This is a genomic window from Sphingobacterium sp. JUb20, from assembly GCF_004342035.1.
GTDB lineage: Bacteria > Bacteroidota > Bacteroidia > Sphingobacteriales > Sphingobacteriaceae > Sphingobacterium > Sphingobacterium anhuiense.
In genome coordinates this window covers 186,146-203,182 of record NZ_SLYV01000004.1, presented here as the reverse complement: position 1 = coordinate 203,182, position 17,037 = coordinate 186,146, and the positions used below count along the sequence as shown (strand labels likewise).

General features: G+C 39.1%; 8 protein-coding genes. 2 read left to right on the top strand and 6 right to left on the bottom strand.

The window, feature by feature from the left end; genetic code table 11:
• Nucleotides 1–52 precede the first annotated feature (52 nt).
• The 6 genes from EDF66_RS08655 to EDF66_RS08630 form a co-directional block, all read right to left on the bottom strand.
• Nucleotides 53–1,441, bottom strand: coding sequence for an alpha-L-fucosidase (locus tag EDF66_RS08655; protein ID WP_132842019.1), 1,389 nt, complete (start codon nucleotides 1,439–1,441; stop codon nucleotides 53–55).
• Nucleotides 1,442–1,555: 114 nt separating this feature from the next.
• A complete protein-coding gene (locus EDF66_RS08650) occupies nucleotides 1,556–3,316 on the bottom strand; it encodes a RagB/SusD family nutrient uptake outer membrane protein (protein WP_132842017.1) in 1,761 nt (586 codons plus the stop codon).
• 11 nt (nucleotides 3,317–3,327) lie between these two features.
• A complete protein-coding gene (locus tag EDF66_RS08645; RefSeq protein WP_207898538.1) occupies nucleotides 3,328–6,675 on the bottom strand; it encodes a TonB-dependent receptor in 3,348 nt (1,115 codons plus the stop codon).
• Nucleotides 6,676–6,860: 185 nt separating this feature from the next.
• Entirely contained in the window at nucleotides 6,861–8,006 is a 1,146-nt protein-coding gene (locus EDF66_RS08640; RefSeq protein ID WP_132842013.1) for a FecR family protein, read from the bottom strand.
• Between the two features lie 66 nt (nucleotides 8,007–8,072).
• A complete protein-coding gene (locus tag EDF66_RS08635) occupies nucleotides 8,073–8,645 on the bottom strand; it encodes a sigma-70 family RNA polymerase sigma factor (RefSeq protein ID WP_132842011.1) in 573 nt (190 codons plus the stop codon).
• Between the two features lie 212 nt (nucleotides 8,646–8,857).
• Entirely contained in the window at nucleotides 8,858–12,862 is a 4,005-nt protein-coding gene (locus EDF66_RS08630) for a two-component regulator propeller domain-containing protein (protein ID WP_165902407.1), read from the bottom strand.
• A 194-nt stretch (nucleotides 12,863–13,056) separates the two neighbouring features.
• Here EDF66_RS08630 and EDF66_RS08625 point away from each other — a divergent pair, with 194 nt between their 5' ends.
• A complete protein-coding gene (locus EDF66_RS08625) occupies nucleotides 13,057–14,808 on the top strand; it encodes a sulfatase (protein WP_207898536.1) in 1,752 nt (583 codons plus the stop codon).
• A 76-nt stretch (nucleotides 14,809–14,884) separates the two neighbouring features.
• Nucleotides 14,885–17,023, top strand: a complete 2,139-nt coding sequence (locus EDF66_RS08620) for an alpha-galactosidase (protein ID WP_207898534.1) — start codon at nucleotides 14,885–14,887, stop codon at nucleotides 17,021–17,023.
• Nucleotides 17,024–17,037: the final 14 nt, after the last annotated feature.

Below are 17,037 nucleotides of genomic sequence, written 5' to 3'. Positions count from 1 at the left end.
TCATATTTAAAAGGTATCTTTCTTAGGTTATTAGTTATCAATCTTACCCACATTAAAATTTATAAAGAGAAAAATTCTTGATTATAGGGGGGCTAATGGATTCTGTTATCGTCAATTTCACTTTGCTCGTAGAAACAGTTTCAAATTCCTGAATCCGTTTATGACCAATCGTTTGTCCGTCGGCAATTTTCTTCCATTGACCGTTGACAAGAGCCTCCACCATGTATTGTGTCACGCGTTGTCCTTCGGCAATATTTTCCTGAATAAGCAGGGTGTTAATTTGCCGCGGCTTTTTTAGTGTAATTACTATTTCTGTACTACCTTGGCTTTTTGCTACCGGACGGTCAAACTTCTTTAACAGACCTCCGAATTCTTTCAATACGGCTAGATCTTCCTTAGGTATTTGTCCGGTAGTGTCTACGACAAGGCCTAGTAGCATATTAGTATTGCTTCCAACAGAAGTGTAATATTTTTTTAAAAGTTCCGGCGCTGACATCACGCGTTGGTTCTTGGCGTTCCAGAACCAGCCAGCCTGAACCCAAGTGTGATCCTCACGTAAAGGAAAATCGGCTTCCCCTGGTACCCAATGTGCTCCCGAAGCACTACCATGATAGTTTTCAGGAGTATAATACCCACTTTTGTTTACAGCTAGATTGACCGGAATATAAAAAGGGTAAGGAGAATCGCCGGTTTCATTTCCTACCCATCGTACGATATTTTTGGTATATGCCGGACCGTTGAACACATTAGTTACCGGATTGATCGATTCCTCAACCAGAGAGATCAAATCAGGCCCTCCTGCCGATTTCTCAGGAATTCCGCCATCGAACCATATCGTAAATAACTCCTTATTTCCATATTTATGACCAGCCCATAACTCGGAAACCATCGTTGTATAAATCTTATTGTATTCGTCTTGTTGCAATTCATTTCCCCTTAGTACTCTTCCGCCATCCACATTGGAATAGGCATTTGCCGCATAGCTGCAATAGATGCCAGGAAGAATACCGTATTTCTTGCAGGACTTAATAAAATCAGCTACGATATCACCTTTACCCTCTTTCCATGGTGTATTTCCAACATGATAGTCATAGGCTTCTGTTGGCCACAAGGCAAATCCGGACGTATGTTTAGCTACCAGTACTGCGTATTTTCCCCCCATATCTTTTACCGCTTTAACCCAGTCATCTGTATTCAGTTTTGAAGGATTAAAAAGTTCTAAAGGTAATGCTTTGCTTATCTGATCCTTTCCCAGGTGTTCTTTCCAAAAAATTTCAGGCTTATATATTTCCAGGTCAAGGTGAATTATAGCACCCAATTCTGCTTCAGAATACTTAAGCTGGGGATCGGTTGGTTTAGCTACCTCCGGATTTTGAGCCATTCCAATGCGCGGAGTAAAGACTAGAAAAAGAGCTAGTACGCTCATTAATTTTAATTTCATATCGATTTTGTAATAATAATGAAGATATATTGTTGTATTAGCATTAGTGTAAAAATCAATTAGAAGTCGGAGCACCGAAACACGTTGCCTCACGAAGGTGCTCCTACTTCAATTTTATTGAAGCGGATCAAATCCTCCTCCCCAATTGTTGTTTTGAATTAACTGAGGGTTTCTATTTATATAGGCTAGCGGAATTGGATAAAAATAATAACTATCCTTGATTACGTTATCCGAAGATTCTGTAACAATCTCTTCGTAAGTAAACTTAGACCATATCGCTTGGGCATCAATATCTGCTAATATCTGCGGAGCAGTTTCACCCGATTTCAAAGCTATGGCCAAACCTTTTCTTCTGACCAAATCCCGTAAATATCCAAACATCCGCCATCTTCTCAAATCGTCCCAGCGCTTATTTTCGAACGCAAATTCCACAAACCTTTCATTCTTGTATTCTTCTCGTATTGCCGCTTTTGAATTCGCAGTAATTCCATATTTATTATTATCTCCACTTAATATTCCAGCGCGCTTACGGACCTCATATAGTGCGATCAATGCTTCTGAGCTCTTTCCGAGCTCATTTGCGGCTTCCCCAAAATTTAAGAGTACTTCGGCATAACGAATTTCTGGCCAGTCTACTGCTGCGTTGTAAACAGATGTAGCTAAGTTGGCTGATTTGTCCGACCCTTTAATACGGTGAAAGCTAGTAGGTGAACCACCGTTTGGTGAAAGAAGATTAAGTTCTCCAATCACACCGGTATTATTATTAAATCCGGTTATCTTTGAATAGAATGTCCAGTGATAAACGTTTTGATCACGCATTTTTGCTAGATATTGGTAAGGAGCACCATTATACAATACTGTTTCATAAAAACGCTCATCCCTGCTTCTGAACAGGGTATCATACAGCCTTGCTTTGTCGCCCCATTTTGAACCATCTTTCATCGGGAATGCATTGACCAATCCTAAACTTGGTTTATCCTGCCCCTGCAGGTCCTGCGAATAAGTAAGCGGAAGCATTCCACCTTGGAAATATGCTGCCTGAGGAAAATTATATCTTCTCACCATGATCACTTCCTTGTTGAGTTCAGTATCCCATATTTTATTAAATGGAGCAAAAAGCCCTTTTCCATTTTCATCGGCTTTCTGCTTGGCGGCGAGGCAGGCATCATATGCTGCCTGCCATTTTGCCTGATCATTTGATGGATTGAAAAGCGGACTAGCGAAAAAAAGTAACACACGTCCTTTGAAAGCTAGTGCTGCGATTTTATCTATCCTGCCGACATCCTCACCCGTCCATACATCTGGTAAAGCATCTACTGCAACGTCAAGGTCTGCCACCATCTGAGCAATGCATTCGGAAGTCTTACTACGTGGAACCAGTAGCTGGGTAAAGTCGTCGGGTACTTCGTCCGCAGTTATTATTAATGGAACGCCGCCATAACTTTTTACCAATTGAAAGTAATTCCAAGCTCTCCAAAATAATCCCTGTCCTTTTAAGATATTCTTATCTGCCTGATCAAACGAAGCTTTATCAACATTGTCCAAAAAAATATTTATGCCTCTCAATCTGGTATATGCACTCGCATAGATGTCGTAACTATCTACTGTCGCAGAGCCCCTGAACCAAGCGCTAGCATTGAAACCGGTAGGTGCGGCTTCGTCCGTACCATTACCTGTACCCTGTGGCATTCCAGGCATATTGTCGGCATATATACCGTTCAGTTGAGCTTTTAAAATATTTGCACTTCCTAAAATCTGTGACGGATTTACTGCAGTAAGATTTTCTTTATCCAAAATTTTGTTGCATGCAGTACCAAATAAAACAAGGATTAAACCAATAACAAATTCTATCCGATATTTTTTTATATTTTTCATGTGAATGGCTTTTAAAGGTTGAAATTAATTCCGAAGTTAAATCCTCTTGAATTAGGATAACTCATACTTGAAGCAACTTCTGGGTCATAAAGTCTAAATTTAGAAATGTAAAACAAGTTTGTCGCAGAGGCAAATACAGTCAAGTTTTTCACACCAATACGATTTATGACACTTTCGGGTACACGATAACCGAGTTGCAAATAACTCAATTTGACAAAACTACCATCTCTGACGTTAAAATTACTATTGTTCAAAACCGTGTTCAGACGTGGATCGTCTCCCGGGAAAGGCTTAGGAACAGAAGCATCGATATTATCTTCAGTCCAATAGCCGTTCCATATTTCCGGATAGGCATAAAACCACCATGTATTTCGACTAGCACCATCATTATAAGACTTTTTAAAACCTGCAAGACCGGTAAACATGGCATTGATCGAAAAATTCTTGTACTCGATACCCAAATTTAAGCCATATTGAACCGGAGCATTTTCGATCGTATATTTTGCCAAAACAGCTCTATCCCACGTATCGACAATACCATCAGGGGCGCCATCAGGCCCGCTGATATCCCTAAATTGCAGCATCCCCAGATCCGGTGATACACCAAGTATCGTAAAATTGGATGGAACGGCATCCAGGTCTGCTTGCGTTCTGTAGATACCATCGCTTTCATATCCTGTGATATAGTTAAGCGTTTTACCAATCGGATTGTCAACTGGCTGGGCATTTGTTGCAACATCTCTGATAATTACTTCATTAGTAGCATATCCAAATGTCCCTTTAATATTGAAACTCAAGTCGTTTGTAATATTTCCAAAATAACCAAGATCAAGATCTAAACCCTTTGAGTTTACCTGACCATAATTTACAGCCGGAAGGTTCGTTCCAAATTCAGCAGGAATCGCTAGAATTCGTGTTCCTAAAATATCGGTAGTACGGCGACTATAGAAATTTGCCGAGAGTGTTAAATGCTTTAAAATATTGAAGTCCAACCCTGCACCTAAGGTTTCGGAACGTTCCCAAGTTAGATTTGGATTGGAAATACCCCCATATCTCAATATTGGCGCTGTGGTGCCATTCGTACCCAAAAAATAACTGCCGTTTTGAATATTATATTGCTCCAGCCACTGCCACCCTCCGATTGCATCATTCCCTGTCGTCGCGTATGAAGCTCTTAGGGCAAGCATATCAATAAAACTTGTGTTCTCTAAAAATAATTCATTACTGATATTCCACCTTGCTGATACCGTTGGGAACGAGCCCCACCGTTTGCTCGGTGCAAACTTCAACGATCCATCCCGGCGAACTGTTCCTTCTAGGATATACCTGTTATCATATTCGTAGTGAAATCTCCCGATATAAGACAGGCGTGCATCTTGCGACTCGACAGCACTATTTCCCCAATCCTTATTATCTCCACTTGCGAATGCAAATTGATCATTTGGGAAAAGTGGAAAATTATTTCTTGATGCTCCAAAAGAAGTATTGTCACCTTGAAATTGCTCATATACTCCGATAACATTAATTAAATGTTTACCAATTTTTTTATCATAATTCAATTGTCCATTCAATTGATAACCGGAGTTTCTTCCAGTTCCATAGGATATATATTCTGTAGCAGGATCGCCACTGTATTGCGTACCCAGCGGTTGCGTTGGATCTAAGATATTATGGCTGTTGATTGCATACGTATAAAGAAGCTGTTTCTTTGCAAAACTTTTCGTATTGTCATTGTTAATATTCTGACTATAGCTGACTTGAGAGGATAAACCTGGAATAAAGGGTACATTGTACTTTACATTTGCCAAAGCATCAATTTGCTGATTATTATTTTTCCAATAACCTCCATTCTTCATCATTTCTATTGGATTGCCCAACCAGCCTGGAAAAGTTGGTTTATCATCAACATATAAGCGCGACTGTACATTAAAATAATACAATTTACCCCAAAGATTATTTAAATCATCAGATCCATAGTCATAAGTAAAGTTGAAACGTTGACGTTTTCCTGTACTGGTGTTCAAATTTAAAGACACGCTTAGATCATCGGTTATTTTAGCATTTATATTAGATCTAAGATTATACTTATTATAATTTAGGTTCGGTAAAAATCCGGTTTCTCGAACATACGATCCCATCAAGGCATAGGTAATATGCTCAGAACCTCCTGATACTGTCAGCGCATGACGTTGATTTTTCGGATCTCTATAGGCCAAGCGAAAATTCGCCTGTCCATCAGGGTTCCATGATTTGATATCGGCCACTTCATCGTCTGTGACAAGATCATCACCATAGATATACCGTCCCATTTTAACCGCATCATCAAAACTCATATACTTCGGTAGCTGGCCTGGCTTTTGCACGCCAAAGGTTGTGCTATAGCTAATAGTAGGTTTACCAAAACTTCCTTTTTTTGTGGTTACCAATATTACACCGTTGGAAGACCTGCTTCCATAAATCGCCGCTGATGCGGCGTCCTTAAGCGTAGAAATTTGATCAATTTCATTTGGGTCAAGAGCATTGAAACTTGCTGCATCTCTGACCACACCATCAATAACATATAGCGGACCAGTACCCGAACTGAAAGTAGAAGCACTTCTTACCCTTATTTGCGACCCGATCCCCGGCGTACCTGTAGGAGAAGTCACGAACACACCTGACATGCGACCCGCCAATATATTAGAAAGATTAGTGGTAGGTATCAGCGCGACATCTTTTGCATTTATCGTCGAAACTGCCGATGTTAATTGATCTTTTCTTTGCGTACCATACCCAACGACCACAACCTCCTGAAGGTCCTGCTGTGTTGTTTTGAGGATAACATAAAGATCACTTTTGTTATTGATACTGATTTCCTGGCTCACATAACCAATGCTAGAAATCACTAATATATCATTAGCATCGACATTAAGTGAAAATACACCATTGTTATCTGTAGATACTCCTTTATTTTTCCCTTTAACCTTAATTGTCACGCCTTCGATCGGCTTCTCATCCTCATTAACAACTTTCCCTTTAATATCAACTAACATGTACCTTGTTAGATCTTTAGATATAGTAAGTTGATTTTTTCTTTTTATGACAATAACTTTATCTTCAATAATATAAGATAGATTGTTCTTTACAAGCATTTGATTTAGCGCTTCCTCTAGGAAAACATCTTTCAAGTTCACATCGATTCGCTTTACTGATTCCAGTAAGGCGCTTTGATACATGGGTGTATATCCAGTTTGCTTTCGTATTTCATTGAGAACATACTTTAGATTTGTATTATTCTTTTGAATAGTAATTTTTTGAGCAAGACTAGCGGCATGTAACTGTACAAGCGAAATTGTTACTAGTAGGGTAGTCAATTTCATAGTTTTTAAGACTTGATTGGGCACAAAACGGTACAACCCGTCTTGGATGTTATTAAAAAAAATCATAAATTTAGGAGTTTTGGTTAATTTAATTACAAGCTTCAAATAATCTGATTGGATAGCCAACGCATTCGGCTGAAAGTGTAACGAGCACTTTCGGCCTTTTTCTATCCTTTTGTAGGATTTTATTTCATAACGATTATCCTCCTTCCTTCAATTTTAAAGTGAATATCTCCAGCAAACTCAAGTTTTGTAAGAATCTTTCCTATGTGATCATATCGCGATACACTTCCCCCAAATCGGAGACCTTTATCGACATTTTTGTAAACAATCTCAACATCATACCACCTTGCTATCTTACGCATAATAACCTCTAAAGGTTCATCATTTAAGAAAAACATCCCTCTTTTCCATGCAATAGCAGACTCGGGATCAACATCAGTTAGCTTAATACCATTGTCTGTTAACGATGTTTGCTGGTCTGGCTTTAGAAGAATGGCATCAGACAATTTTCTGTGGGCAACCTTAACAGATCCTTCTATAAGAGTAGTAATGGTTGTCTTTTCATCCGAATACGCATTAACATTGAAATGTGTACCTATGACCTCTATCGTCTGATTTTCCGTGACCACCCGGAATGGCATTGTTTTATCTTTAGCAACCTCAAAATATCCCTCACCCTCTAATTCTATTTTTCGTTCACTTCCAATAAATTTGACAGGATATTTCAGTTTGGATTGCGAGTTTAACCAAACATGGGAACCATCAGGTAAAATAACCTGCCACTGCCCACCTGAAGGTACTTCAATTGTATTGTAAGAAACTGTTGCTTGATCACTCTCTGAATTATTTACTGTTTCATACAATAAGCTGCCATCAGAGGATTTGACGATACGTACCCCTGATTGTAGGGCAACCTGTCCACCGATAGTACTATCTAAATAAATTTTTTCACCATTATCGAGTGTTAATACCGCCCTACTGCTTCCCGGTTTAATAACTTGTACATTTATTGCTTGTTTCTTATTACTTTGGTATTCAAAAGAGTGATACCAAAATATAACTCCAATGAAAATCAACAACAAAGCTGCTGCTGATGTCCATTTCCAATTTACTCTTCGAATTTTAACTCGATCCCTTTTCTTGTTAATATTCTTCAATAAACGTAGGGATAGCTCTTTTTCTGAACGATCAACCCCATACCAAACTAAGGGTTCGTTGAAATCCTGCTCGTACCAAGTATCTAATATCTTTTTTTCTTGAGATGTAATTGTACCATTTATCCATTTATCTGCTAAATGATACAACTCTTCCTTGGTTGGTTGCGTCATAATCTAGGGTCTTTTTCTAAATAGTGTATTAAACTATTCAAGTACCCTATATCTGTTGAAAAAAAATTAGAAAAAAAAGGAGAAAAGAAATCTTCCAATAGAAGTTTTTAAAGATTTTAACGCTCTGCTGATATGTGCTTCTACAGATTTTTGAGAAATGCCTAGATCTATTGCAATCTGTTTATTGGTTAAACAGGATTCTCGGCTCATTCGAAATACAAGCTGACATTTCTCAGGAAGCTCCTTGATAGACATCTCAATCTGAGCTTGAAGATAAGAAAAATCAAGCCATTGCTGTGTCGAGTCGTCTAAAAGTTGAAATTCATTGGCTTGGTCTAAGTTGCCTATAGGCTTTTTTTTATTTAAAACCATTTTTGCCATAATTTTATATCTTGTCACTGCGGCAATGTAAGTTTGAAAACTATAATTTATAGTAATCCTTTCCCGGCTATTCCAAAGGTCAACAAAAACGTCCTGTACTACCTCTTCTGCGTCAATTTCTGATTGAAGCTTAATCTGAGCTTTATAGAGCATTTTCTTCCAGTATTTGTTGTACAAAAATTCAAAAGCTTTTTCATTGTTCTGTTTTACCAAAACAAATATCTCATCATCATTAAAATTATTAAAGGTAGATTCCATTATCCTAAAAGCGAGTGATATTTAGTTTAATCTTTCTTAAAGGTATTTAAATAATTTGAGTATTGCAATACGTTACATTTCTTTAATGAACCTTACCTTTCCCAAGTAATGAGACGTTTCTTCTGACCGGCCCCAGAGATCGATAAAAACCTATTGTACAACACCATATGAACTTAGAGATTTATGACTCTTAGAAACTACTTGTTGCTTTTTTAAAATCGCTGCAGGAAATTATCGAGATCTTCTTCTTTTATCTGGTTTTTAAACATGGAGGGTGTATTGCCTATCATTTCTTTAAATAAACGTGAGAAATATCTGCTATCGGTAAATCCAACTTCGAAAGCAGCTTCAGATACCGTGTAATTGTAGCGGACCAGTAACATTGCCGCCTTTTTTATCCTAATCCTCCTAAAATACTCCAGTGGTGTAAACCCAGTTGTTTCCTGACATTTTTTAAAGATAACGGAATAGCTCATATGCAACAGCCCTTCAAGGTCTTCCAGATGAAATTCGGAATCGGAAACCTGCTCCTTCAAGATCGTGGTCAGTTTGATTAAAAAGAGGTCTGCCTTGCCTAATTTTCCTTCTTCAACTGTCGGCGTAGCGACCAAATTGTTTTTATATTTTGCAATAGCATGTTGCTGTTTTACCAGTATATTTTCGACAAGCAACACAAGCTCATGTGCATGAAAGGGCTTGCTCAGATAAGCCACTGTTCCTGCCAATAAACCTCTTTCCCTATTTTCACCGGAAGGAAAGGCCGTCAGTAAAATAATCGGAATATGCTGGCTTATTGGATCTGCATGAAGCTTCTCCGCTAACTGTACACCGTCCATTTTAGGCATCATAACATCGCTTAAAATCAGATCCATACGCTTCTTTTTCAGAATCTCCAAAGCTTCTAAACCATTGCCAGCAATGGTTACGTTAAACTTTTCGCGCAGGAGCCCGCTCAAAAATAGCTGCATATCCAGATTGTCTTCGACAATGAGTATTTCTTTATTCGTAATAAGGAGTTCTTCCCGCTTGCTCAATACTATTGCTGACTTGTTTTTTTGGGATTGTACATCCTGATTCATCATGGAGGTACTATAAGAAAGAGGCAATAAAATTTCAAATCTACTTCCCTCACCGAGCTTACTATGCATCGTCAAACTGCCATTATGCAGCTGAACAATTTCTTTACTAAGCGCCAATCCGATACCGAGTCCTCCGATTTCTTTACCCACAGTGCCTTGATAAAAAATATCAAAGACTTTTTCTGCAGTTTCTTCATCAATACCCGGACCTGAATCCGTAATTCGAATAATAACTTGACTATCTGTTTTATCAAGAAGAACCTGAAGGTCAATATGACCACTAGCCGGCGTAAACTTTATGGCATTCCCCAGCAGATTGTAGAGCACATGCTCTATCTTCAAATAATCATAAGCAAAAATCAACTGCTTTTCTGGTATTTCTGTATGTAAGCTAACACCCTTTTGTTTCGCCAAGTGGCCGAATGAGACTGAAATATTTCTCAGGTGATGAGCCAGATCTCCCTCTTTTTTTGCGAGTCTCAACTGACCGATCTCCCTGTCGCGCACATGGGTTAATTCGGCTATAACCCTTGAAAGCCGCTCTGCATTATTTTTGATCATATAAAGGGCTTGCTCATCCTGTTCTGATCTGATTTCCTGTTCTTTTTTGAAAAAAAATGTTTCCAATGGTCCAATGATCAAACTCAACGGTGTCTGAATTTCATGGGAAATCTTGGCAAAGAAATTCATTTTCATATCATACAATTCCTTTTCCCTGTGTCTTCCCATCTCTTCTTGAAAAAGTCTTGACCGAAGCGATAACCACCTGCTGATCAAATACACAACACCTGCTAAAATTGAAAAATAACACAGCTTAGCGGGCCAGCTTTGCCACCAATGAGACGCGATATAGATAGGAATGGATAAAGGTCCCACTGCAAATAAATCACTTCCCTGTGGTGCGGCAACAACTTCAAAGGTGTAATGACCAGGAGGAAGATTGGTATAGGTGGCTGTACGTCCAACACTTGGTCTTGAAAAATTTTCATCAAACCCTTTTAACCGATACTGGTACCGGTAATTGGTATTCAAGAGATTTCCAATTGCTGCAAAACTGATTGAAAATGAAGATTGGTAAGCTTTGAGATGCATTTCTTGAATTTGTTCGACACGGACTCCTTCTTTCCCTTCAGTTGTGATTTCTTCATAAGGCTGGTTCAATACCGTAATATCATTGATCAACAGACGAGCTGTTACCGGTTTTATGGCGAGGCTTTTGGTATAGAAAGAACTAACACCATTGATCCCGCCAAAAAACAATTCTCCGTCATCCGACTGAAAAGAACTTTTTCGAATGAAGAGATTATCCTGCAAACCATCATACATCGTGTAATTTAAGATACGCTGCTGTCGGGGATCAAATTGATGCAATCCATTCCGGCTCCCTAACCAAAGCAGACCATCGCGGTCCAATTGCATCGATACGATGACCGTATTACGGAGCCCGACATGGTTTTCAAAACTTTGATAAGTTTCTTTTTCAGGATTAAAGCGGATCATAAAACCACCGTCACAACGAAACCATAGCAAACCTGTTTTGTCTTGGCAGATCTGTGTTATACTATAATATCGTGGAGCTTTATTTTCCCATTGATGATAATCAACCGTCTGAAAGGTAGATTGACCAAGACTATGAGGGTCTTCCATAAATCGGGTCAAGATTCCTTGACTAAAAGCAATCCACAGCTGTCCATGTCTATCCTCGAAGACTGCATCTGCAACAGTGCCATTATCACCTCTGTTACTGTACGGAAAGGTCGCAAGTACATTGGCCTCAGAGTTAAGAACGTGTATACCATAGGTTGAACTGATCCAGATTCTTCCTTTGGAATCCACGAAAATGTTTCGAAAATCCTTTAAAAATGGGATGCCCAGAGAGCGTCCAAGTTGTATTTCAACAAAAGAATTGTTTGTCTTTGAATACCGAAGAAGTCCATTTTGATATGTACCGATCCATACATACCCGAGTTTATCTTCTGCCAGCGCTTGTATAAAGCGACCTTTAAAACCATTCTGTTCATCATAATGCTTTCGTAGCCCATTTGCGTTTATGTGACTAAGCCCAAGACCATCCGAACCTATCCATAAAGATTTATCTTGTGTCTTAAGAATCGATATCACACGATGAGGAACATGGGCAGGTAGGCCACTATAATTCTGGATAGGATATTGCTTATAAGCCAGTACCTGAGTAATACCATCTTTTAATACTAACCAGATATTACCGTTGTCGTCATTATTGATATAACGAACTGTATTGTTACCTAATGAATAAACATTACCGATCTGGTGTTGATATGCCGTTATATTTCCTGAGTTGGGATCTAACCGGCGCAACCCATACCCATCTGTCCCGAGCCAAATTATCCCTTCCCGATCACAATGAATAGTTCGATACATCATGTACTCTTTATGGTTATCTCCCCGCTCACCATACTGTTGCAGATGCGAATTCATTGGGTCATAACAGAAAAGCCCGTGGTACTCCGTTGATATCCATAATCTATTTCTATTATCATTGACCAAAAATAACTTTTCAACGGCCCCGCCTTGTATCGGTAGGTTCAATTTCTTTAATGATTTTTGAGCTACAGCATATACATAGATCTCATTTGCTACTGTTGAAATATAGAGATCACCTTTCTCTGACAGCGTCATATCCTGGACAGCGGTACTTCCATATTTGGTAGGCGGAAATTTAACTATTCTTTTCAGTTTATCGGTCTGCAGGTCCATCGTCCATAATTCACCTGTTGTGCTCCCAAATAAAACAGCATTCTGATTTGAAACGGCACACCGAAATACAATTCGTCCGGTAGCTGTGGAATAATTAACTATACGGCCATTTGGAGCCATTTTAACAAGATCCCCATTATCTGTCGCCATCCAAAAATTACCACGCTTGTCTTTTTCAAATAAACTGGTACTTCTATTTTTAAAATCTGCACCAAATATCTGTGTAAAGGCAATTTTCTTAAATCCATAACCATCAAACTTATACAGTCCATCTTGATCACTGATCCACATAAAACCTAATGAATCGGTCGCTGTACGGGACATTACATCGAAAACACGAGATATCTGAGTGAAGCTACTTTGGTTTTGTCCACGAGCTGTCGCAACAAGCATGAACATCATACAACCAAAAAATAAGAGTCGTTTACAAGAAAGCAGATCGGTTATAATTCGTATCGAAATAGGCAACATCTCAAAATAGGTTTTGTTGTTGTAAAGATATCATTTTGAGGCCCAAACAGAAAAATAAAATTATATCAGACTGTAGATGGTTTTATGAAATTTAGTAGACAAATCTGTCAAATCACCTCCTAAGTATGTCTAAAGGCTGGAAAAGAGCCAATATGTTCGGTGCTACAAACAAAAACGACACACAAAACAAACAGATTTATCGAACATCACTTTCCCTTTTTCGGACCATATTTGTTACAGACCTAACCCTATTAATTATAACCAAATTACCAGGATTAATGAAGAAATTCCATATGTTCCACATACTCTTAGTTATAAGTGTATTATATCAATGTAAATCGTCTTCAATACCGGCAAAAAAGCCGAATATTCTTTTTGCCGTCATGGATGACGTTACTTATAAACATATGGGAATATATGGCTGTAACTGGGTAAGAACACCTAATTTTGACCGCATTGCAAAAAATGGTCTTCTTTTTACACGTGCCTATACCAATAATGCCAAATGCGCCCCTTCTCGTGCTAATATTTTGACAGGCCGCAATTCCTGGCAACTCGAAGAAGCCGCCAACCACTGGCCACACTTTCCTCAAAAGTTTGTGTCCTTCGTTGAGGTCTTAGCAAAAAACGGATATCAGGTGGCCTATACAGGTAAAGGTTTTGCCCCAGCAGTAACAAAAGATGCCCATGGAAAAAACCGAGATCTGCTTATCAGGCCATACAATACGATTAAAACATTGCCCCCAACTCCAAATATCAGCAATGTGGACTATGCCGCCAATTTTGAAGCCTTTTTGTCCGAGCAGAAAGATAACAAGCTGCCTTTCTTTTTTTGGTATGGTGGACTTGAGCCTCATCGGGGATATGAATATGGGTCAGGAACGATTAAAGGAAACAAAAAAATAACTGATTTAAAGCAAAAAGATATTTTCTCCTTTTTTCCTGATAATGACTCCGTAAGAACGGATCTTCTGGATTATGCTTTCGAAATTGAATACTTCGATCTGCAACTCGGAAAAATGCTAGACAAGCTTCAAGAAATTGGTGAATTAAATAACACACTAATTGTTGTCACCAGTGATAACGGTATGTCTTTCCCTAGAGTAAAGGGCCAAGCTTACGAATACTCCAACCACTTACCGCTAGCGATGATGTGGGCCGATGGTATTCAGTCTCCAGGGCGCACGGTAGATAGCTATATGAGTTTTATAGACTTTGCCCCTACTTTTTTAGAGCTCGCTCATATTGAGCAGCAAAACACCAATATGCAACCTATCACAGGAAGTAGCCTAGTTACTATCTTGGAAAATGATCCTGTAGAAAACCGTGACAACTTTGTACTGATCGGAAAAGAACGTCATGACATAGGACGCCCCCACGATCAGGGTTATCCTATCCGGGGAATAGTGCAAGACAACATGCTCTATATTCACAATTTTAAACCTGAGCGATGGCCGGCAGGAAATCCCGAAACGGGATATCCGAATACCGACGGTAGTCCAACAAAATCAGTAATCCTTAGAAAGGTACATACACCACAAGAAGCCTTTTTTTGGGAATGGTCTTTTGGAAAACGCCCACAGGAGGAATTTTATAATCTACAAACGGATCCGGAGTGCCTGCATAATCTAATGGGCGATAGCTCGTATAGCAAGCAGTACAGAAACATGAAAGAATTACTCTTCACAAAATTGCGGGAACAACAGGATCCAAGAATCCTAGGCCATGGAGATGTATTCGAACTATATAAATATGGAGACAGCAGAAATGAAAACTTTTACGAAAGATATTTAAATCATGATAAAAAACTGAACTGGGGATGGATTAATGACACGGATTTTCAAGACTTATCCACAGTGCCCTATATTCAGAAATAACCAAAAATCGAGATCGAAATAATAACAGATGAAATCAATTCACGTAACCCCGATTATAATTTTATTGCTATCAACTATGAGTAAACTTTTGGCACAGCAGACCTTAAAGATAGAGACTGGAAACACTGTACTTTGTCTTCAAACCACTAAAGAGGGACAGCTTTTATCGACCTACTTTGGAAAAAAGCTCCTTCATGATGAATATAGTGCTATTCAGAGCCTTGATAAATTTAAACCCGGAAACGACGATCTTTTTAACCAGAGACTTGCCTATGTCTCTTCTGGAACTACAAATCTCCTTGAACCGGCATTGGCGTTAACACATGCGGATGGTAATAATGCTCTTGTTCTCCAGTATTCTAGTCATCAGATTGAGCAAATAGATAGTAATCGCAGGTTGACCAAAATCATTCTTATCGATCCCAGATACAAACTGTCGGTTGTCCTCTATTACAGAGCTTATTTTGCTGAAGATGTGATTGAACAATGGTCTGAAATTAAGAACAATGAAAAAGGCGACGTCACCCTGCACAAATTTGGCTCTGCAAATTTAACCCTCACCGCAAATTCTTTTCATCTAAAAAGCCATCATAGCGGCTGGGGAAAAGAGATGCTTTCTGCAGATCAAAAACTTGGGTCGGGAATCTACACTTTGGACTCTAAACTCGGTACCCGAAACAATTTGCTGCATTCGTCAAGTTTTATGCTATCGCTAGATCAACAGGCTACCGAAACAACCGGTGAAGTGATTGCGGGAAGCTTAGCCTGGTCCGGTAATTTCAAAATCGATTTCGAGACTTTTGACGAATACTACCTGCGCGTAACAGCTGGGATCAATAACTTCGCTTCTGCTTATACGCTAGAGAAAGGCAAATCGCTGACCACTCCTGCTTTTGTCTACAGCTATTCAGATCAAGGCCGTGGACAGGTAAGCAGAAATATGCACAATTGGGCGCGAAAATATCAAATTGCACATGGTCAAGGTGAACGTTACACACTTTTGAACAACTGGGAAACAACTTACTTTGATTTTGATGAAGATAAACTTAAAAGTCTGGTTGCTGATACCAAGGAGATCGGGGTTGATGTCTTTCTTCTCGATGACGGATGGTTTGGTAATAAATATCCCCGAAATGCGGCGAACGCAGCACTGGGAGATTGGCAAGCAAATAGACAAAAGCTTCCCCACGGCTTAGGGAAGATTGTCCAGGAGACAAATGGCAAAGGTGTAAAATTTGGTCTATGGCTCGAGCCCGAAATGATAAGCCCCAAAAGTGAACTTTATGAAAAACATCCGGACTGGGTGGTAAAACATGCGCAACTTCCGGAATATTATATGCGTAACCAGCTTGTATTGGACCTTTCCAATCCAAAGGTGCAATATTTTATCATTCAGACGATTGAAAATATTTTTAAGGAAATTCCAGAACTTGCTTTTATAAAATGGGATTGCAATTCACTCATCTACAACGCCCATTCTGCGACACTAAAAAACCAGAATCATTTCTATATCAACTATGTCCAGGGTTTTTATTCTATTCTGGAACGCTTGAGGTCAAAGCACCCGAATCTGCAGATGATGCTCTGCGCAGGAGGAGGTTCGCGTGTGGATTACGGCGCCTTGAAGTATTTTACCGAATTCTGGCCCAGCGACAATACCAATGCCTATGACCGCATTTTCATGCAGTGGGAATATTCGTATTATTTCCCGTCAATAAGTGTAGATAACCATGTTACGGACATGGGGAACCAATCTATCAAATTTAAAATCGACGTTGCACTTATGGGAAAGCTTGGTTTTGATATTAAAGTGGAAGAGTTAAAACCCGACGAATTATTATTTACGCAACATGCGATCAAGCAATATGACAATTTAAAACATCTCATCTGGCGGGGAGATCTCTATCGTTTACAAGATCCTTATCAAAACAAGGTTGCTTCTTTAAGCTACGTCGACAGTAAAAAAGACACAGCAGTGGTGCTCAATTACCATATGCCCATCACTTATGCAACCACAATCGCCAAACCGATCAAAATGCAAGGGCTCGATCCAAGTAAAAAATATAAAATAATCGAAGTCAACCTTTTTCCAGGGGAAAAGTCACCGATCGACAGTAACGCAATTTATTCAGGCGATTTTTTACATAAAGTCGGTTTTAATCCGCAAGTAAGCGCTAAGCGAAGCAGTGTGGTATTATTAATCACTGCCCTATAATAAATTAAAAATTA